General features: G+C 71.7%; 20 protein-coding genes. 11 read left to right on the top strand and 9 right to left on the bottom strand.

Going from position 1 to position 18,207, the window contains the following annotated elements; all coding sequences use genetic code 11:
- Window positions 1-53: 53 nt before the first annotated feature.
- Together dxs and P3T37_RS27750 are read left to right on the top strand one after the other, a co-directional pair.
- Entirely contained in the window at window positions 54-1,976 is a 1,923-nt protein-coding gene (dxs, locus tag P3T37_RS27755) for a 1-deoxy-D-xylulose-5-phosphate synthase (protein ID WP_280726639.1), read from the top strand.
- Window positions 1,966-3,378 (top strand): aspartate aminotransferase family protein, encoded by a 1,413-nt coding sequence (locus P3T37_RS27750; protein ID WP_280726638.1) that lies wholly within the window; start codon window positions 1,966-1,968, stop codon window positions 3,376-3,378. The genes dxs and P3T37_RS27750 overlap by 11 nt, the downstream gene beginning before the upstream one ends.
- A 3-nt stretch (window positions 3,379-3,381) precedes the next feature.
- On the opposite strand, the gene P3T37_RS27745 is transcribed toward P3T37_RS27750, so the two are convergent.
- A complete protein-coding gene (locus P3T37_RS27745; RefSeq protein WP_280726637.1) occupies window positions 3,382-3,654 on the bottom strand; it encodes a DUF6343 family protein in 273 nt (90 codons plus the stop codon).
- A gap of 126 nt (window positions 3,655-3,780) precedes the next feature.
- Here P3T37_RS27745 and P3T37_RS27740 point away from each other — a divergent pair, with 126 nt between their 5' ends.
- Window positions 3,781-4,026: a hypothetical protein gene (locus tag P3T37_RS27740; protein WP_280726636.1), complete on the top strand. Its 246-nt coding sequence runs from the start codon at window positions 3,781-3,783 to the stop codon at window positions 4,024-4,026.
- A gap of 104 nt (window positions 4,027-4,130) precedes the next feature.
- Window positions 4,131-4,334, top strand: coding sequence for a hypothetical protein (locus P3T37_RS27735; RefSeq protein ID WP_035804446.1), 204 nt, complete (start codon window positions 4,131-4,133; stop codon window positions 4,332-4,334).
- A gap of 228 nt (window positions 4,335-4,562) precedes the next feature.
- Here P3T37_RS27735 and fabG read toward each other — a convergent pair whose 3' ends face one another.
- Entirely contained in the window at window positions 4,563-5,336 is a 774-nt protein-coding gene (gene fabG, locus P3T37_RS27730) for a 3-oxoacyl-ACP reductase FabG (protein ID WP_280726635.1), read from the bottom strand.
- Window positions 5,337-5,860: 524 nt separating this feature from the next.
- On the opposite strand from fabG, the gene P3T37_RS27725 reads away from it, so the two are divergent.
- Window positions 5,861-6,697 (top strand): MarR family winged helix-turn-helix transcriptional regulator, encoded by an 837-nt coding sequence (locus P3T37_RS27725; protein ID WP_280726634.1) that lies wholly within the window; start codon window positions 5,861-5,863, stop codon window positions 6,695-6,697.
- An 89-nt stretch (window positions 6,698-6,786) separates the two neighbouring features.
- On the opposite strand, the gene P3T37_RS27720 is transcribed toward P3T37_RS27725, so the two are convergent.
- Entirely contained in the window at window positions 6,787-7,641 is an 855-nt protein-coding gene (locus P3T37_RS27720; RefSeq protein ID WP_280726633.1) for an aldo/keto reductase, read from the bottom strand.
- 199 nt (window positions 7,642-7,840) lie between these two features.
- On the opposite strand from P3T37_RS27720, the gene P3T37_RS27715 reads away from it, so the two are divergent.
- The 3 genes from P3T37_RS27715 (at window position 7,841) to P3T37_RS27705 (ending at window position 9,740) form a co-directional block, all read left to right on the top strand.
- Complete coding sequence (locus tag P3T37_RS27715) at window positions 7,841-8,101, top strand: LapA family protein (RefSeq protein ID WP_280726632.1); 261 nt, start codon at window positions 7,841-7,843, stop codon at window positions 8,099-8,101.
- 75 nt (window positions 8,102-8,176) lie between these two features.
- A complete protein-coding gene (locus P3T37_RS27710) occupies window positions 8,177-9,082 on the top strand; it encodes a LysR family transcriptional regulator (RefSeq protein WP_280726631.1) in 906 nt (301 codons plus the stop codon).
- 94 nt (window positions 9,083-9,176) lie between these two features.
- On the top strand, window positions 9,177-9,740 hold the full coding sequence (locus P3T37_RS27705) for a cysteine dioxygenase family protein (protein WP_280726630.1): 564 nt from the start codon (window positions 9,177-9,179) through the stop codon (window positions 9,738-9,740).
- Between the two features lie 22 nt (window positions 9,741-9,762).
- On the opposite strand, the gene P3T37_RS27700 is transcribed toward P3T37_RS27705, so the two are convergent.
- Together P3T37_RS27700 and P3T37_RS27695 are read right to left on the bottom strand one after the other, a co-directional pair.
- Window positions 9,763-11,103, bottom strand: coding sequence for a hypothetical protein (locus P3T37_RS27700; RefSeq protein ID WP_280726629.1), 1,341 nt, complete (start codon window positions 11,101-11,103; stop codon window positions 9,763-9,765).
- A 49-nt stretch (window positions 11,104-11,152) separates the two neighbouring features.
- A complete protein-coding gene (locus P3T37_RS27695) occupies window positions 11,153-11,923 on the bottom strand; it encodes a TetR/AcrR family transcriptional regulator (protein ID WP_280726628.1) in 771 nt (256 codons plus the stop codon).
- A 184-nt stretch (window positions 11,924-12,107) separates the two neighbouring features.
- On the opposite strand from P3T37_RS27695, the gene P3T37_RS27690 reads away from it, so the two are divergent.
- The gene (locus P3T37_RS27690; RefSeq protein ID WP_280726688.1) at window positions 12,108-12,767 is read left to right on the top strand and encodes a molybdopterin-dependent oxidoreductase; all 660 of its coding nucleotides are present in this window, start codon (window positions 12,108-12,110) and stop codon (window positions 12,765-12,767) included.
- Window positions 12,751-13,413 carry a cytochrome b/b6 domain-containing protein gene (locus P3T37_RS27685; protein WP_280726627.1) on the top strand — a complete coding sequence of 221 codons (663 nt, stop codon included), beginning with the start codon at window positions 12,751-12,753 and terminating at the stop codon, window positions 13,411-13,413. The genes P3T37_RS27690 and P3T37_RS27685 overlap by 17 nt, the downstream gene beginning before the upstream one ends.
- On the opposite strand, the gene P3T37_RS27680 is transcribed toward P3T37_RS27685, so the two are convergent.
- Entirely contained in the window at window positions 13,359-13,898 is a 540-nt protein-coding gene (locus P3T37_RS27680; protein ID WP_280726626.1) for an NUDIX domain-containing protein, read from the bottom strand. The genes P3T37_RS27685 and P3T37_RS27680 overlap by 55 nt on opposite strands.
- A 62-nt stretch (window positions 13,899-13,960) precedes the next feature.
- Between P3T37_RS27680 and P3T37_RS27675 the strand changes: the two genes are divergently transcribed.
- Window positions 13,961-15,181, top strand: a complete 1,221-nt coding sequence (locus tag P3T37_RS27675; protein ID WP_280726625.1) for a serine hydrolase domain-containing protein — start codon at window positions 13,961-13,963, stop codon at window positions 15,179-15,181.
- 22 nt (window positions 15,182-15,203) lie between these two features.
- Here P3T37_RS27675 and P3T37_RS27670 read toward each other — a convergent pair whose 3' ends face one another.
- From P3T37_RS27670 to P3T37_RS27660, 3 genes are all read right to left on the bottom strand, one after another.
- On the bottom strand, window positions 15,204-15,593 hold the full coding sequence (locus P3T37_RS27670; protein ID WP_280726624.1) for a DUF779 domain-containing protein: 390 nt from the start codon (window positions 15,591-15,593) through the stop codon (window positions 15,204-15,206).
- Window positions 15,593-17,101, bottom strand: coding sequence for an aldehyde dehydrogenase family protein (locus tag P3T37_RS27665; protein ID WP_280726623.1), 1,509 nt, complete (start codon window positions 17,099-17,101; stop codon window positions 15,593-15,595). Before P3T37_RS27665 ends, P3T37_RS27670 begins: the two co-directional genes overlap by 1 nt.
- 95 nt (window positions 17,102-17,196) lie before the next feature.
- Entirely contained in the window at window positions 17,197-18,150 is a 954-nt protein-coding gene (locus P3T37_RS27660) for a terpene cyclase (protein ID WP_280726622.1), read from the bottom strand.
- Window positions 18,151-18,207 lie beyond the last annotated feature (57 nt).

Here is an 18,207-nt window from a genome sequence, read left to right as displayed (position 1 = left end):
CACCGACGACCTGTCAGCGTACCGATCCGCGTACCGATCCGAGAGGTGGAGCCATGTCACTCCTGTCGTCCGTCCACGGACCAGCCGATCTCAAGCGGCTGCCGGCCAGCCGGCTGCCGCAGCTGGCCCAGGAGATCCGGGAGTTCCTGATCGACTCGGTCACCCGGACCGGCGGCCACCTCGGGCCCAACCTCGGGGTCGTGGAGCTCACCATCGCGTTGCACCGGGTCTTCGACTCGCCGAACGACCGCATCCTCTGGGACACCGGGCACCAGGCCTACGTGCACAAGCTGCTCACCGGACGTCAGGACTTCAGCCGGCTGCGCTCCAAGGGCGGGCTCTCCGGCTACCCCTCCCGGGCCGAGTCCGAGCACGACGTGATCGAGAACTCGCACGCCTCCACGGTGCTCGGCTACGCCGACGGGATCGCCAAGGCGCACCAGTTGCAGGGCCGCGCCGACCGGCAGACCGTCGCGGTGATCGGCGACGGCGCGCTCACCGGCGGGCTGGCCTGGGAGGCGCTGAACAACATCGCCGAGGCCCAGGACCGTCCGCTGGTCATCGTGGTCAACGACAACGAGCGCTCCTACGCCAAGACCATCGGCGGCCTGGCCAACCACCTCGCCACGCTGCGCACCACCCAGGGCTACGAGCGCTTCCTGGCCTGGGGCAAGGAGGCCCTGCAGCGCACACCGGTGGTCGGCCAGCCGATCTTCGAGGCGCTGCACGGCGCGAAGAAGGGGTTCAAGGACTCCTTCGCCCCGCAGGGCATGTTCGAGGACCTCGGGCTCAAGTACGTCGGCCCGATCGACGGCCACGACATCGCCGCCGTGGAGTCGGCGCTGCGCCGGGCCCGCGGGTTCGGCGGCCCGGTCATCGTGCACTGCCTGACCGTCAAGGGCCGCGGCTACCGTCCCGCCGAGCTGGACGAGGCCGACCGCTTCCACGCGGTGGGCGCCATGGACCCGTACACCTGCCTGCCGATCTCGCCGGCCGGCGGCACCTCCTGGACGTCGGTCTTCGGCGACGAGCTGCTCGAACTCGGCGGTCGGCGCAAGGACATCGTGGCGATCACCGCCGCCATGCTCCAGCCGGTGGGTCTGGCACCGTTCTCCAAGGCCTACCCGGAGCGGACCTTCGACGTCGGCATCGCCGAGCAGCACGCGGTGGCCAGCGCCGCGGGCCTGGCGACAGCCGGTCTGCACCCGGTGGTCGCGGTCTACGCGACCTTCCTCAACCGGGCCTTCGACCAGGTCCTGATGGACGTGGCGCTGCACCGCCTGGGCGTCACCTTCGTCCTCGACCGGGCCGGGGTGACCGGCAACGACGGCGCCTCGCACAACGGCATGTGGGACATGTCGATCCTCCAGGTCGTCCCCAGGCTGCGGCTGGCCGCCCCGCGCGACGCCGACCAGCTGCGCGCCCAGCTGCGCGAGGCGGTCGAGGTCGCCGGCGCGCCGACCGTGGTGCGCTTCCCCAAGGGCGAGGTCGGGCCGGTCGTCCCGGCCATCGAACAGGTCGGCGGCGTGGACGTGCTGCAGCGCACCACCGTCCCCGGGCGCACCGGTCAGGACATCCTGCTGGTCTCGGTCGGCACCATGGCGACGGCCTGCCTGGACGCCGCCGCGCTGCTCACCGCGGACGGCTTCGCCACCACGGTCGTGGACCCGCGCTGGGTCAAGCCGGTCGACCCGGCGCTGCCGCGGCTGGCCGCCCAGCACCGCCTGGTGGTCACCGTCGAGGACAACGGCCGGACCGGCGGCGTCGGCGCGGCGATCGCCCAGGCGCTGCGCGACGCCGACGTCGACACCCCGCTGCGGGACCTGGGACTTGCCCAGGAGTTCCTCGCACACGCCTCCCGCGGGGAGATCATGGAGGAGGCCGGCCTGACCGGGACGGGCATCGCCGCCGAGACGGCCGTCTTCGCCAAGCACCTGCTGCCTACCCGAGGAGTGAACGAGCCCCGTGCCAGCTGACTCACCGAGCCCCTCCACCCCCGACGGCCTCGACCTCGCTCGCCTGCTCGCCGAGCGCGGCGGCGAGCGGTACGAGCTGCACAGCCGCTACCTCAATCCGCAGCTCCCGCGGATGCTGCACACCATCGGCTTCGACAAGACGTACGACCGCGCCAGCGGCGCGTACTTCTACGACGACCAGGGCAACGAGTACCTCGACATGCTGGCCGGCTTCGGCATCTTCGCGCTCGGCCGGCACCACCCGGTGGTCCGCGACGCGATCCGGCAGGTGATGGACCTGGACCTGCCGGACCTGACCCGCTTCGACTGCCCGCCGCTGCCCGGCCTGCTCGCCGAGCAGCTGATCGCCCGCTCGCCGGGCCTGGACCGGGTGTTCTTCTCCAACAGCGGTACCGAGGCGGTCGAGACGGCGCTGAAGTTCGCCCGGTACGCGACCGGCCGGCGCCGGGTCCTCTACTGCGACCACGCCTTCCACGGCCTCACCACCGGATCGCTCTCGGTCAACGGCGAGAGCGGGTTCCGCAAGGGGTTCGACCCGCTGCTGCCGGACACCGCGATCCCGCTCGGCGACCTCGACGCGCTCACGGGCGAGCTGCGCAAGGGGGACGTCGCCGCGCTGATCGTCGAGCCGATCCAGGGCAAGGGCGTGAACGCCGCCCCGCCCGGTTGGCTGCGCGCGGCGCAGGAGCTGCTGCACGAGCACAAGGCGCTGCTGATCTGCGACGAGGTGCAGACCGGGATCGGGCGAACGGGCGCGTTCTTCGCCTACCAGGACGAGGAGGGTGTGCTGCCGGACCTGGTCTGCGCGGCCAAGGCGCTCTCCGGCGGCTATGTGCCGATCGGTGCCACCCTCGGCAAGAACTGGATCTTCGAGAAGGTCTACTCCTCGATGGACCGGGTGCTGGTGCACTCCGCCAGCTTCGGCTCCAACGCGCAGGCGATGGCGGCCGGCCTCGCCACGCTGCACGTCATGCAGGACGAGAAGGTGGTCGAGAACGCCCGCCGGGTCGGCGACCTGTTCCGCGAGCGGCTGGCCGCGCTGACCGAGCGGTACGAGCTGCTGGCCGAGGTCCGCGGCCGCGGGCTGATGATCGGCATCGAGTTCGGCAGGCCCAAGTCGCTGAAGCTGCGCACCGGTTGGACGGCGCTCCAGGCGGCCCGCAAGGGCCTGTTCGCGCAGATGGTGGTGGTCCCGCTGCTCCAGCGCCACCGGATCCTGACCCAGGTCTCCGGCGACCACCTGGAAGTGATCAAGCTGATCCCGCCGCTGATCATCACCGAGCGCGAGGTGGACCGCTTCGTCGACGCTTTCACCGAGGTGATGGACGACGCGCACCGCGGCAGCGGCCTGATGTGGGACTTCGGGCGCACCCTGGTCAAGCAGGCCGTCGGCGGCCGCTGAGACTCACAGCTCGACCTGGCGGCGGCGGATCACCACCCAGAGGTCGATGGCGGCGAACACGGTGAGCACGAAGCAGGCGATCGCGAATCCGACCAGGGTGCCCCGGCTGGGGACGCTGGTCGGATTCGCGCGGGCGGCGAAGACCGCGAAGGCGGCGGTGATCAGCGCGAAGAACGGTGTGAAGATCACCGAGAGCAGGAAGCGCAGCTTCAGGTCGCTGCGCGCGAACCGCGGCTCGGTGCCGCTGCGCCAGCGGCGCGGTGTGGTGGCACGCATGGTGGTCGCCTCCGTCGCCGTCGTGACTCGGACATTTCCAGGCTACGTCGGGCGCTAGGCTCGTGGGACGGCCCTTTAATAGGGAGGATCGACCCCCGGTGGGGGCGTACGGAAGGCAGGACCGGCGTGAGCATCGCGGTGTGCACCATCTGCACCGGCACCGGGCGGCTGGCCGGTCTGCAGTGCCGCACGTGCAAGGGGACCGGTACGACGGAGCGGGACGGCGGGGGGAACTGCTTCCTCTGCAAGGGCACCGGCACCTATACCCGCTACCGGGTCTCGGCCGACGGCAGCAAGCAGGCCTACCGCGAGGAGCCCTGCCGGACCTGCGACGGCACCGGCTCGATGGCCGGGCACGGCGCCGACAGCTGACCGGGTCGCGCGGGGCGGCCGGGTCCACCCGTCGGGACGCTCTTTCTGATGTGGCATCAAGACGCTACCTTGAGGGAACTCTTCGTACCCGATGCGAGGTCGTCATGGTCGCCACCGTCACCTACTCCCGGTACTGCGCACACTGCGGTGCCCCGGTCTCCGAGGGACCGGAGGGAGGGTACGTCTGCGGGGCCTGTTTCCACGTGGTGGAACCGGTCGGTGCCGACGAGGCCCGCAAGGCCCGCCGTGCCGAACGTGCCGCCATGGTCGCCGAGGCGGCCCGGCTGCGCGCGCTCGCCCAGTCGTAGGTCCAGTGTTGTAGAGATTCCGTGCCGATAAGTCCTGTGATCGGCTGGGCGGTCTGCCGCCCGGGTCACAGTTGACTGTGGATGAGCTGGGAATATGCCGGGAAAACGTGCTTCTGGGATCGGCAGTCTGTGCTGACGTTCAGCCACTGTGACCGGTCCGAGTGAATCTGCGGCCGCAGTGCTCCCGTCCCGGGGGACGTGCGGAGCACTGCGGCTACGTCGTCTGTACTAGTCGAGCGGTCCACCGGCGACGTAGATGACCTGGCCCGAGACGAAGCCCGCGCCCTCGCTGGTGAGGAACGAGATGGTGTGGGCGATGTCCTCCGGGTAGCCGACGCGGTTGACCGGGATCTGGGTGGCGGCGGCCTGCTTGAAGGCCTCGAACTCCATGCCCACGCGGGCCGCGGTGGCCGCGGTCATGTCGGTGGCGATGAAGCCGGGGGCGACGGCGTTGGCGGTGATGCCGAACTTGCCCAGTTCGATGGCCAGCGTCTTGGTGAAGCCCTGCAGGCCGGCCTTGGCGGCGGAGTAGTTGGCCTGGCCGCGGTTGCCCTGCGCGGAGGACGAGGAGAGGTTGACGATCCGGCCGAAGCCCGCGTCCACCATGTGCTTCTGCACGGCGCGGGTCATCAGGAAGGCGCCGCGCAGGTGGACGTTCATCACGGTGTCCCAGTCGGTCTCGGACATCTTGAAGAGCAGGTTGTCGCGCAGCACACCGGCGTTGTTCACCAGCACGACAGGGGCGCCGAGTTCGGCGGCGATCCGGTCCACGGCGGCCTGTACCTGGGTGGCGTCCGAGACGTCCGCGCCCACGGCCAGGGCCCGGCCGCCGGCGGCGACGATCCGGTCGACGGTGTCCTTTCCGGCGGATTCCTCCAGGTCGACCACGGCGACGGCGTAGCCGTCCGCGGCCAGCCGCAGGGCGGTCGCGGCACCGATGCCGCGGGCTGCGCCGGTGACGACGGCGACCCGGGGAGTGCTGGTCTGATCGGTCTCGGTCATACGAATAACTCGTCTCTCTCAGTGGTGAACCGGGCCGTGCGCAGGGCTGCCGGCGGGGGCCGGAAAGTGGCCGTCAGGGGCGGTGCGGCGAGCGCTGCCCGGTCACCCTACCGGCGGGTAGGATGGAGATCCAGGGTGTCGCCGACCCCGCGCCGAAGAGTTCGTACGCAGGGTCAATCGGGTGCGTGCGAGCGGGTACTCACAGGGTCGACGCGGGACGAAATACCACAAGTCGACCGAACATCCGTCTACTATCCGCCCCTGCCTGCCGGAACCCAGCAAGCGTTTGTATAGTGTGCGCCAGCAGCCGTCGGCTGCACGGCGGAGCTCCCCTCGATCCGGGTCGACATCACTGCGGTTGATGACGATCTGCCACCGGGGGAGACCAGCACGCCGCTACTGCCCCGCCCGGGTGTCCCACAGCACGCCGGGTGTGACATCAGGACGGATTCATGGTGCTGGGGGAGATCCCGACGACCCGTGTACCCGGACGACTTCAGCAGTCGCCCGGACACCTCATCCGCGTGGCCCAGCAGGTGCACACGCGGCTGTGGTCCGAACACGTCGGAGCCGAACTGACGGCTCCTCAGTTCGCTGTCCTGCTCACGCTCGCACTCGAACCCGGCGCCGACCAGCGCACGGTGGGGGAGCGGGCGTCGCTGGACAAGGCGACGATGGCCGAGATGGTCGCTCGGCTGGTGCGGCGCGGCCTCGTGCTGCGCCGACGCGATCCGGCGGACGGCCGGCGCAAGCTGCTCGCACTCTCGCAGAACGGCGCCCAGGCGGTCCGTGAGGCCACCGGAGGTGTGGTGCGCGTGCAGCGGACCCTCTTCGAGCCGCTGGCGCCCGAGGAGCAGCTCGAACTCGTCCGGGTGCTCGCCAAGATAGCCAGGCTGGAGCCGGCCGCAGTGGCCGCGCTCACCGACGCGCGGCCGCTGCTGGACGCCCAGCGGGCGGTCGGCTACCTCATCCGGGTCGGCCAGCAGGTGCACACCAAGCTCTGGTCCGAGTACATCGGATCGGATCTGACGGCGCCTCAGTACGCCGTGCTGGACGCCCTGGAGACCGAGCCGGGTGCCGACCAGCGCACGGTCGGCGAGCTGGCGTCGCTGGACAAGGCGACGATGGCCGAGATGGTCAGTCGGCTGGTCCGGCGCGGCCTGGTGCTGCGTCGGCGCGACCCCTCGGACGGGCGGCGCAACCTGCTCTCGCTCTCCCCGACCGGCCAGGAGCTGCTGCACAGCTCCTCCGCCGCGGTGGCGCAGGTGCAGCGGCTGCTGCTCTCGCCGCTGGAGGAGGTCGACCACGAGAAGGCGCTCATCCTGCTGGCGAAGGCGGCCCGACTGGAGTCCGTGGCGTAACGATTCGCCACAGGTTCTGCGTGGTTTTCGCGTCAGTGGTGAAGGGGTCCGCACCTGATGGTGCGGACCCCTTCACCACTGGGCCGGGATCAGTTCCAGTCGAAGCCCTGCGGGTCCGGGCCGAGCCGCTTGCCCGTCTCGGTGGCGGCGATGGCCGCGAGGTCGTCGGCGTCCAGCTCGAAGCCGGCCACGTCCAGGTTCTCCTTGATCCGCGAGGGGGTCACGGACTTCGGGATCGCGATGACGCCGCTCTGCAGGTGCCAGCGCAGCACCACCTGAGCCACCGTGCGGCCGTGCTTCTCGGCGATGGCGACCAGCGGCGGCTCCGCCAGCAGCTCCTTGCCCTGGCCCAGCGGGCTCCAGGCCTCGGTGGCGATGCCGTGCTCGGCGTGGAAGGCGCGCAGCTCGTGCTGCGGGAAGTGCGGGTGCAGCTCGACCTGGTTCAGCGCCGGGACCACCGAGCTGGTCTCGAAGAGCCGGGTCAGCTGCTCCTGGCCGAAGTTGGAGACGCCGATCGCCTTCGCCCGGCCGTCGGCGAGCAGCTGCTCGAAGGCCTGCCAGACGTTGGCGTAGCTGCCGTGCATCGGGCGCGGCCAGTGGATCAGGTAGAGGTCGACGTAGTCGGTGCCGAGCTTGCGCAGCGAGTCGTCGAATGCGCTCAGCACGGCGTCGCGGCCGGCCTGGCCGGTCCAGTCGGCCGTGCCGCTGTTCCACAGCTTGGTGGTGACGAAGAGCTCCTCGCGGGCCACGCCGGCCTGCCGGATGCCCTGACCGGTGCCGACCTCGTTCTCGTAGATCGCGGCGGTGTCGATGCTGCGGTAGCCGGCCTCGATGGCGGTGCGGACGGCGGCGGCCGCCTCGTCGTCCGGGACCTGCCAGACGCCGAAGCCGAGCTGCGGGATCCGCACGCCGTTGTTCAGGGTGACGGTGGGAATGGTGCTCACAGGAAGAACTGCCTCCGGATTTGTCCAGTGCTGCCACTGGGTGAACCTGCCAGTCCACGCGAGTGTTCCCGTCGCAGGGGACGAATGTGCTGGTCGGGCTGAGTGGAGCTCACCTGAAGGAGGGACACGACTGCGCTGTCCGGCGCAGCGCTGCGCGTAGCGGCGGGCGGGCCGCGGGCGGCGCGAGCAGACTGCCGCTGTGACCAAGAACCCGGACGGTGCGTCCTTCTCCGGCCAGAAGAAGAAGAGTGAGATCGCGGGGATCCCCACCCGGGTCGTCGTCATCGTGGTGATCGCCGCGCTGGCACTCTGGTTCCTGCTGGCCAACCTGAACCCGGTGCGGATCCAGTTCTGGTTCTTCACGGTGACCGCGCCGCTGTGGATCGCGCTGGCCGGTACGCTGCTGGCCGGCGGGGTGCTGGGGTATCTGCTCAAGGGGCGCCGAGAGGCGAACCGGTGATGCGTCCACTGGGACTGATGATCGGTTGAGCCGATGGAGTGTCCCAGCATCCCAAGTTCTGCTTATGATTCAGCGATGTTGGACACCCGGCACATCCGGACCTTCCACGAAGTCGTGAACGCCGGCTCGTACACCGGGGCGGCCAAGTCGCTCGGCTACACCCAGCCGGCCGTCACCCAGCAGATCAAGGCGCTGGAACGGGAGGTCGGGCTGCCGCTGTTCGCCCGCGCCGGGCGGCGGATGCGGTTGACCGAGGCCGGCGAGACGCTGGCCCGGCACGCCGAGGTGATCCTCGGCAACCTGGGCGCCGCGCAGCAGCAGTTACAGGCGCTGTCGCGGCTGCGCGCGGGACGGGTCCGGGTCTGCGCCTTCCCCAGCGCCAACGCCACGCTGATCCCCGAGGCGATGGCCCGGCTGCTGGCCGAGAACCCCGGCGTGCGGGTCGAGTTGCTGGAGGCCGAGCCGCCGGAGTCGCTGCACCGCCTGCTGGCCGGCGAGTGCGACATCGCGCTCGCGTTCCGCTACCCGGGGATGAACTCCGAGGTGCCGCCCGAGCTGGTCGAGATACGGCTGATGGAGGACCTGCTGACGGTCCTGCTGCCGGTCGGGCACCCGCTGGCCCGCCGGCACGCCGTCCGGTTGACCGAGCTCGCCGGGGCCCGCTGGATCGCCGGCTGTCCGCGCTGCCGGGCCAACTTCCTGCACGTCTGCGCGGAGGAGGGCATCGAGCCGGACATCGTCTTCACCACGGACGACAACCTGGCCATCCAGAGCCTGGTGGCGGTCGGGGTCGGCCTGGCGGTGGTCCCCTCGCTGGTGCTCTCCTTCCTCAACCACCGCAAGGTCACCGGTCGGGCGCTGGAGCCGCACGTGCGGCGCGAGGTCTTCGCGTACGTGCTGCGCGAGCACCTGCCGCTGCCGGCCACCACCCTGGTGCTGAACGAGCTGAAGGCGGCTGCGGCCGCCCGGGTCGGCTGCTGACGTGATGTCAGGCACCCGGTCATAAGGGCAAGTTGGGTGAGGCGAAGAAACCCTCCTTGGACGGCGCCGCCCGGTCGGCCGCAGGCTTGGCGGCATGACCGTGCCGACCCTTTCCGTCCGCACCACGGTGCTGACCGACGCGCTCGTCTCCGAGATCCGTGCGGTGGTGGCCCGCGGCGACGCCCCCGAGCTGACCGCCTACCTGGTGGGTGAGCGGCTGCGGCCGTACCTGGGCAGAGCGGACCTGCTGACCGGGCAGCAGCAGGAGGGGAACCCCGACAGCTACCGGCAGCACGTGCTGCACGCCGAGTCGGATGGGAGCTTCTCGGTCGTCGCGCTGGTCTGGCTGCCCGGCCAGCAGACCTCGATCCACGACCACGTCTCGTGGTGCGTCACCGGCGTCCACCAGGGGGTGGAGAGCGAGCGCCGCTACCGGCTGGTGCCCGCCGGCGACGGCGCCCGGCTGACCGCGACCGAGGACGTGGTCAACCCCGAGGGCTCGGTCTGCGGCTTCGCCCCGCCCGGTGACATCCACCGGGTGCAGAACTCCTGTACGGCGACGGCGATCTCGATCCACGTCTACGGAGCCGACGTGGTCCGGCTGGGGAGCAGCATCCGGCGGGTGTACCGGGTGCCGGTGTGCGAGGCGGACGGCTGAGACGGCTGAGACGGCTGACCGGTCAGGAGAACGGGTCCCGCACGGGTGCGGGCGGTGCCGTGCCGGCTGGTGCGGCGGGGGTTTCGGGCTGGGGGGCGAAGGGGTCGAAGTCCGGCGGCGGGATGTTGACCGGGGTGCCCTTGCTGCGTGCGGGCGGCGCAGGCGGCGTGGCCGGCGGGGCGGTCGGCGGGGCGGTCGGCGGCGGTGGCGGGAGTACCGGAGCTGCGGGGAGCGGCGCGGGTGCGGGCGCGGGGGCGGGTGCAGGTGTGGGCGTCGGGAGCGGCGGCGCCGCCGGGACTCCGTCCCAGCCGAACTCGATGCTCTGCAGCAGCTCCGCGAAGACCTCGGTGTACAGCGCCCAGTCCTCGCGCTGCGCCGTCCCGAGCTGCACCGTCAGCACCGAGGCGCCGTCCGGCAGCGGCAGGAACGCCTGCACCACGGACGCCACCGTCCAGCGGCGCGCGCCGTCCTCGCTCAGGGCGCCGGGGACCGCCGAGGTCCGCCCCTGGACCAGCACGGCGGCCGGCCCCGAGGGCAGGATCACCGTCCAGACCTCGGCGTGCGGGCGGGAGTTGGCCAGTTCGGCGGCGAGCTCGGTGATCGGGTTCGGGTCGCGGTGCAGCGCGACGACGAGCGAGGCGTTGCTCGGCCGTCCCTCGATCTCCACCGCCGCCACCCCGGCGTAGAGCACGCCGGCCGCCTCCACCGCGTCGGCCAGCAGCGCGCCGACCACCGCCCAGTCCCGTCGCGCGGCCGTACCGGCGGAGGCGAACAGCTCGTCCGCGACCTCGGCGAGCTGCTCGGCCAGCTCCTCGGTGCCGCCGCGCACCGTCAGCGCGTGGAAGGCCGGCGGGACCGCGAGCCGGACCTGCACGCCGCTGCCGGTGGACAGTTCGGCGGGCGTCAGGGTCTGCCGTCCGGCGGCCAGGCGGGCCAGCGGAGCGGAGAACTCGGGGCGCAGCTGCGCCCCCGACGGCTCGGCGCTGACGGGGAGTTGGAAGGCCGCCGCGTCCGCCGGCAGGGCCACGCCGCGCACCGGCGCGTGGCCGTAGCGGGCCAGCAGCCGTTCGACGGTCGCGGTCGCGTCCCCTGCCGCGGGCGCGGTGGCCGGGTCGGCCGCGACCAGCGTGCCGAGGCCGCGCACCGCGAGGCGTCCGGGGCCGGAGACGGTGAGCCAGTGGTCGAAGAGCGCGGGCGCGGGGGAGGGCGCGCCGGGCGCGCGGAACCCGGTGAGCGCGCTGAGCGGCTGGCGGGTCACGTCCGTCCCGAGCAGGGCCTGTGCCAGCGAGTCCACACTTGCTGAGATCCGGTCGGCGGCGGCTGCTGTCGCCGTACCCCCGCCGGCGTAGCCGTCCTGCGTCATGGTCCGGAGCCCCCCGTTCTGCCCTGTTCGACGTACCGGTGCTTTTCTATCAGACACGCTCCAGCAGCGGCCCGACGGCCTCGGCCAGCCCGGGGACCGCGAGCAGCGCGGCCAGGGCGCCGACCAGGGAACCGGTCGGGCTGCCGACGCGCTCGGCGCTCAGGAAGCCGACCATGGCCTGCGCCAGTGCCGGATCCGGCTCCCGTGCGGCGGTCACCGTCAGCGCCGCGACGAAGTCCTGGACCAGCCGCAGTTGGAGCTCCTCGCGCGGTTGGCGCTGCTCGGCGGCCAGCCACTCCAGCGAGCTGATCTCGGCGTTGGCGATCCAGACCCGCACCGTCAGGCGCAGTGCGGCACTGGGCCGGGCCAGCGCCAGGTGCGCGAGGATCTGGTCGTGCGCGGCCCGCCGGACCTCGTCGATCACCGCGTTGGTGCCCGGGCTGGCGGCGACCGAGCCGCCGCGCAGCAGCGCCTCGAAGCCGGGGCCGTGGCTCTCCACGAAGTCCAGGTAGCGGCCCATCACGCGGTAGAGCCGCTCGGAGAGCGGTCCGACCGCAGGCTCCTCGAAGCGCCCGGCCAGCTCCTGGCCGGCCCGCCGCAGCGACTCCTCGTAGATCGCCTGCTTCCCGGGGAAGTAGTGGTACACCAGCGGTCGGGAGGCGCCGGCGGCGGCCGCGATGTCGTCGATCGACACCTCCTCCGGCGGCCGGGCGCTGAACAGCTCCAGGGCGACGGCGATCAGCTGCTCGCGGCGCTCGTCCACGCTGAGCCTGCGCCGCTGCGGGGACCTGGGTGCCGCTGCGGGCGTACGGGAAGCCATAGCTGCTCACCTTAGTCGGGCGTCAGTTCGGCGCGGGGACCGGTGACGGGATCGGCAAAGATGAAGAAAGTCTGACGTTTCCACCCAGAGGTGTTCGGATCGGTACCGCTGTGACGACAATTGCCGTGTGAACGACAATCCACCGACCAGCGGTACCCCGATCGGCCGACGGCTGGTGCTGGGCATGCTCGGACTCGGCGCGGCCGGGGTCGCCGCCGGTCCGGTCCTCCAACGTGCGGTGGGTTCGGTGATCTCCGCCGTCTCGCGGCAGGATCCGACCGGCCTGACCGGTCTGCTGCCCGACTCCGGCGGTTTCGAGTACTACTCGGTCACCGGCGCGGTCGACGCCCCCACCGACTACCGGCTGACGGTCGACGGCCTGGTGGACAAGCCCGCCAGCTACGCGCTGGCCGACCTCCAGGCCCTCCCGCAGCACCGGATCGTCCACGACGTGCAGTGCGTGACCGGCTGGCGGGTGCCCGGCACGCCGTTCGAGGGCGTGAAGCTGGCCGATCTGCTGGACGCCGCGGGGGTGCGCTCGGGCGCCACCGCCGTGAAGTTCAGCTGCTTCGACGGCACCTACCGCGAGAGCCTCACGCTGGACCAGGCGCGTCGTGACGACGTGCTGGTCGCGCTCAGGATGCAGGACAAGCCGGTCACCCACGACCACGGCGGACCGGTGCGGCTCTACGTCGCTCCGATGTACTTCTACAAGTCGGCGAAGTGGCTCTCGGGCATCACCCTCACCTCCACCGTCGAACGCGGCTACTGGGAGGACTTCGGCTATGACACCGACGCCTGGGTCGGCAAGTCGAACGGACGCGACGATGCCCCGACCAGCTGACCCCGGGCGGCCGGCGCGGCTGCCCCGCTTCACCCCGGCCGAGCGCTGGGCGCACCGGGCCACCGCGACCCTGATGATGACCTGCGTGATCACCGCGGCCTTCCTCTACCTGCCGCAGCTGGCGGTGCTGGTCGGGCGGCGCCGCCTGCTGGTGGTCGTGCACGAGTGGGCCGGGCTGCTGCTGCCGGTGCCGGTGCTGGTCGGCCTCGCCTCGCGCGCGCTGCGGCGCGACCTGGGCCGGCTCAACCGCTTCGCGCCGTACGACTGGGACTGGCTGCGGGCGGCTCTGCGGCGCAGTCACCGGCGTCGGGCGGGGAAGTTCAACGCCGGGCAGAAGGTCTTCGCGGGGTGGATCGCGGGGGCCGCGCTGGTGATGCTCGGGACCGGGCTGCTGATGTGGTTCACCGACCTGTCGCCGCTCTCCTGGCGGGTCGGCGCGAGCTTCGTGCACGACTGGCTGGCGCTGGCGGTCGGCGTGGTGGTCGCGGGGCACGTCTGGATGGCGTCCAAGGATCCGGGGGCTCGGCTGGGTATGCGCACGGGCAGCGTGGACCCGCTCTGGGCGACCGCCGAGCACCCGGAGTGGGACCCCTACGAGGACGAGGAGGCGGACGAGGAGCCGGACGCGGAGTCCGCCGCGAGGTAGCGGCGGTAGGCCTCGCGGCTGTCGGGGACGAAGTCCCAGCTGCGCAGGCGCTCGGCGACCTCCTCGTCGGTCAGCCAGTCGTGCCAGTCGATCTCCTCGGCCTGCGGGGAGACCGCGCCGGTCCACTCGGCGCGGTAGACATCGCAGAACCAGGAATAGTTCTCCTGTTCGAAGAGGAACTTGAAGAGTGGCTCGGGCCGGATCCCACTGACCCCGAGTTCCTCTTCCGCCTCGCGGACGGCGGCCTCGGCGTAGGTCTCGCCCGCGCCCACCACGCCCCCTACGAAGATGTCGTACGCCCCCGGCGCGAAAAGTTTGTCGGACGACCGCCGGTGCACGAAAATCCGCCCCTCGGCGTTTCGGACCAGGATCATCACGCACCGGTGCGTCAGTCGCCGCCGGTAGACCTCGCCTCTGGCCACGGTGTCGATGACCCGGTCCTGGTGGTCGACGACGTTCAGCAGTTCCTCTGAAGGATCACTCATGATGATCAGACTAAGGTTCGAAGCACGTAGGGGTGTGACGAACCGAGGCAAGGCGGCGCGCGGTGGTGGAGATCTGGGGTGAGACGGCCGAGGGGTACGAGCCGGTTCGCGAGGCGTTCGCGCGGAACTTCTCCGACTACGGCGAACTCGGTGCCGCATTCGCGCTCTACGTGCGCGGGCGCAAGACGGTCGACCTGTGGGGCGGGGACGCGCGGCCGGAGGTCGGCGGGCGGCCGGCTCCGGCGGTGGCCTGGACGGCGGACACCGCGCAGCTGCTGCGTTCCGTCACCAAGGGTCTGACGGCGGCGAGTGCGCTGCTGCTCGCCCAGCGCGGACAGCTCGACCTGGACGCGCCGGTGGCCTCCTACTGGCCGGAGTTCAAGGCGGCGGGCAAGGAGCGCGTGCCCGTCCGCTGGCTGCTCTCGCACCGGGCCGGACTGCCGGCGCTGGACGTGCCGCTGCGGGTGGAGGACGTGCTCGCGTGGGAGCCGGCGGTCGCCGCGGTGGCCGCGCAGGCGCCGGCCTGGGAGCCGGGCAGCGCGCACGGCTACCACCCGTACACCTTCGGCTGGTTGGTCGGTGAGGTGGTCCGCAGGGTCAGCGGACGCACCGTCGGGCGCTACTTCACCGAGGAGATCGCCCGGCCGCTCGGTCTCGACCTGTGGATCGGCCTGCCCGCCGAGGCCGCGCCGCGGGTCGGCCGGCTGGTGGACCTGCCGGCGCCCGCTGCCGCCGCGCAGGCGGGGCCGAGCGGGCTGCGGCTGCGGCCCAAGCAGTCGGTGGTGGACGCCTACCAGGACCCGGCCTCGCTCACCGCGCGCGCCTTCGCGGTCGTCCGGCCGGCGCTGGACCTGAACGACCCGGCGGCCCAGGCTGCGGAGATCCCCGGCGCCAACGGGATCGGCACGGCCCGCTCGGTGGCGCGCTTCTACGCGGCGCTGATCGGGGTCGCGGACCGGCACGGCGGCCGGCCCGGCGAGGTGCTGCCGGCGCTCTTCGACGAGCGGACGCTGGCCGAGGCGGCGGGGCCGGCCTCGGACGGTCCGGACCGCGTCCTGATCGTCAACTCCCGGTTCGGGCACGGGTTCTTCCGGCACGGCCCGACCTCGCCGATGTCCTCGCCGGCCGCCTTCGGGCACCCGGGGCGCGGCGGTTCGCTGGGCTTCGCCGATCCGGAGCTCGGGATCGGCTTCGGGTACGTGACCAACGGGATGCAGCCGGGGGTGACCGGCGACATCCGCTCGCGCAACCTGATCGCGGCGGTCCGCGCCTGCCTGACCTGAGTCAGGCAGGCGCGGAGGGTGCTCAGCGCGGGCCCAGCGCCGCGCTCTCCTCGTCGGTCAGCAGCCGCGAGCGGGTGAGGAAGCGCCGCCCGGTCGGCGACTCCAGGGAGAAGCCGCTGCCCCGGCCCGGCACCACGTCGATGGTCAGGTGGGTGTGCGACCAGTAGGCGAACTGGTCGCGCGCCATCCACACCGCCACCGGCGCCAGCCCCGGCACCGCCAGCTCTCCCACCAGGACGTCGCTGTCCGAGGTCAGGAACTCCCCGGCGGGAAAGCACATCGGCGCCGACCCGTCGCAGCAGCCGCCGGACTGGTGGAACATCAGCGGCCCGTGCTCGGCGGTCAGCTCCCGCAGCAGCTCGGCGGCGGCCTCGGTCACCGCCACCTGGGAGATCGGCTTCAGCGCGGGCATCAGAAGAAGCCCTGGGCCTTGGGCGCATAGCTGACCAGCAGGTTCTTGGTCTGCTGGTAGTGCTGGAGGGCCATCTGGTGGGTCTCCCGGCCGAAGCCGGAGTTCTTGTACCCGCCGAAGGCCGCGTGTGCGGGGTAGGCGTGGTAGCAGTTGGTCCACACCCGGCCGGCCTGGATCGCCCGCCCGGCGCGGTAGGCGTTGCTGCCGTCCCGGCTCCAGACGCCCGCGCCCAGCCCGTAGAGGGTGTCGTTGGCGATCGCGATGCCGTCCTCGAAGTCCTCGAAGCGGGTCACCGCGAGCACCGGGCCGAAGATCTCCTCCTGGAAGATCCGCATGCTGTTGTCGCCCTCGAAGACGGTCGGCGCGACGTAGTAGCCGCCCGAGAGGTCGCCGCCGAGGTCGACCCGCTCGCCGCCGGCCAGCACCTTGGCGCCCTCGGCCTGGCCGATGTCGATGTAGGAGAGGATCTTCTCCAGCTGGTCGTTGCTGGCCTGGGCGCCGACCATGGTGTCGGTGTCCAGCGGGTTGCCCTGCCGCATCGCCCGGACCCGCTCCAGGCCGTCGGAGAGCAGGCGGTCGTAGATCGGGGCCTGGATCAGCGCCCGGCTGGGACAGGTGCAGACCTCGCCCTGGTTGAGGGCGAACATCGCGAAGCCCTCCAACGCCTTGTCGTAGAAGGCGTCCTGCTCGGCTGCGACGTCCGCGAAGAAGAGGTTGGGGCTCTTGCCGCCCAGCTCCAGGGTGACCGGGATCAGGTTGCCGCTGGCGTACTGCATGATCAGTCGGCCGGTGGTGGTCTCCCCGGTGAAGGAGATCTTGCGGATCCGGCTGCTGGAGGCCAGCGGCTTGCCGGCCTCCACGCCGAAGCCGTTGACCACGTTCACCACGCCCGGCGGCAGCAGGTCGGCGATCAGCTCCATCAGCACCAGCACGGTGGCCGGGGTCTGCTCGGCGGGCTTGAGCACCACGGCGTTGCCGGCCGCCAGCGCCGGCGCCAGCTTCCAGATCGCCATCAGCAGCGGGAAGTTCCAGGGGATGATCTGGCCGACCACGCCCAGCGGCTCGTTGAAGTGGTAGGCGACGGTGTCGTCGTCGATCTGGGAGAGGCCGCCCTCCTGGGCCCGGATCGCGCCGGCGTAGTAGCGCAGGTGGTCCACCGCGAGCGGGATGTCGGCGGCCAGCGTCTCGCGCACCGGCTTGCCGTTCTCCCAACTCTCGGCGACGGCCAGTAGTTCGAGGTTCTCGGCGATGCGGTCGGCTATCTTCGTCAGCACCAGGGCCCGGGCGGCGGGCGCGGTCCGGCCCCAGGCGGGGGCGGCGGCGTGCGCGGCGTCCAGCGCCAGCTCGATGTCCTCGGCGGTGCCGCGGGCCACCTCGCAGAACACCTGTCCGGTCACGGGGGTGGGGTTCTCGAAGTACTGGCCGCGGACCGGCGGGACCCAGGCGCCGCCGATCCAGTTCTCGTAGCGGGCCTTGAAGGTCGTCGTCGGGGGCTGAAAGATCGTCAAGTCTCTTCTCCCGTGTGCCGGATGGGTGTTCGTTGGCGCGCCCTCGACACCCTAGCCCCGCGGGTCGCGATCGGCTACGGTACGTGGAGAGCCGACTACGCGGCTCGGTAACGGCCGGTGCTCATCTCCCAGTCCAGGTAGCCGGTCAGCCAGGCGCTCAGCCCGTCGGCGTATCGCTGCGCCGTCTGGCGTTCGTCCAGTCTCAGCTCCAGTTCCCGGTACGTGCGCGGAAGTTCGTCCGTCAGCTGGGTGAAGCGTCGGACCATCTGCTGCGCCTCGGCGAGCACCGCCGAGCCGGCCTCCTGCAGGGTGCAGCCGCGTTCGCGCTGGACGATCATCACCAGGTTGTTGACGTCGCCGCGCGAGGCCTCCTGCGGGTAGGAGCGCACGTCGTTGGTCAGCGACGGTATGTCGGCGGCCAGTTGGCGCAGCTGTCTGAGTTGCGGGCAGTGGAAGGCGGCAGGTGCCACCTCGAAGCGGCCGACCCGTTCCACCATGTCGAGCACGGTCTCCATCGCCGCGGTGCCCCGGCGCAGGATCAGGTAGCCCTCGCGGTCCGGTGGTTGGCCGCCGAGCCGACCGGCCGCCTCGGCCGGGTGGCTGGCGAAGTACCACTCCCAGTTGTAGGCGGCGCGGGCCCGCCAGCGGTCCGACATGCCGTCGGTGATCCGCTGCCAGAGGTCCTCGAAGGCGCGCGTGCAGGGTGAGAGCAGGTGGCTCGGGTGGCGGCCCTGGAGGACGCCGGTGAGCTCGTCGCAGATAGCGGCCACCTGCGCCGGGCGGCGTCCGAGCGGTCCGTCGAACTGGTCGTCGAAGAGGAAGTAGAAGCCCATCAGATCGGTGGCCAGGGCTAGTTCGTCGGGCTCGCAGTCGGGGTAGCTGAGGGAGGCCAGGCCGGGGACGTCCCAGCGGGTGTACCCGGCGGCACCGAGTCGGCTGCCGAGCATGGCGTGCGCGTCCAGCCAACGCCGGTGGCGTGCCTCGGCGTCCGCGCGGTGCGGGCTGAGGCGTGACGGGAAGGGCAGCTCGAGTGCGGGCGCATCGGACATCGGACTCCCGGGGAGGAGAAGGTGGTTGACGCTGTTGGTGGCTCTGATGCTGCTGTT

This window comes from Kitasatospora sp. MAA4, from assembly GCF_029893355.1.
GTDB lineage: Bacteria > Actinomycetota > Actinomycetes > Streptomycetales > Streptomycetaceae > Kitasatospora.
The sequence above is the reverse complement of the archived record's forward strand: the minus strand, read 5'-3'. Positions and strand labels throughout refer to the sequence as shown.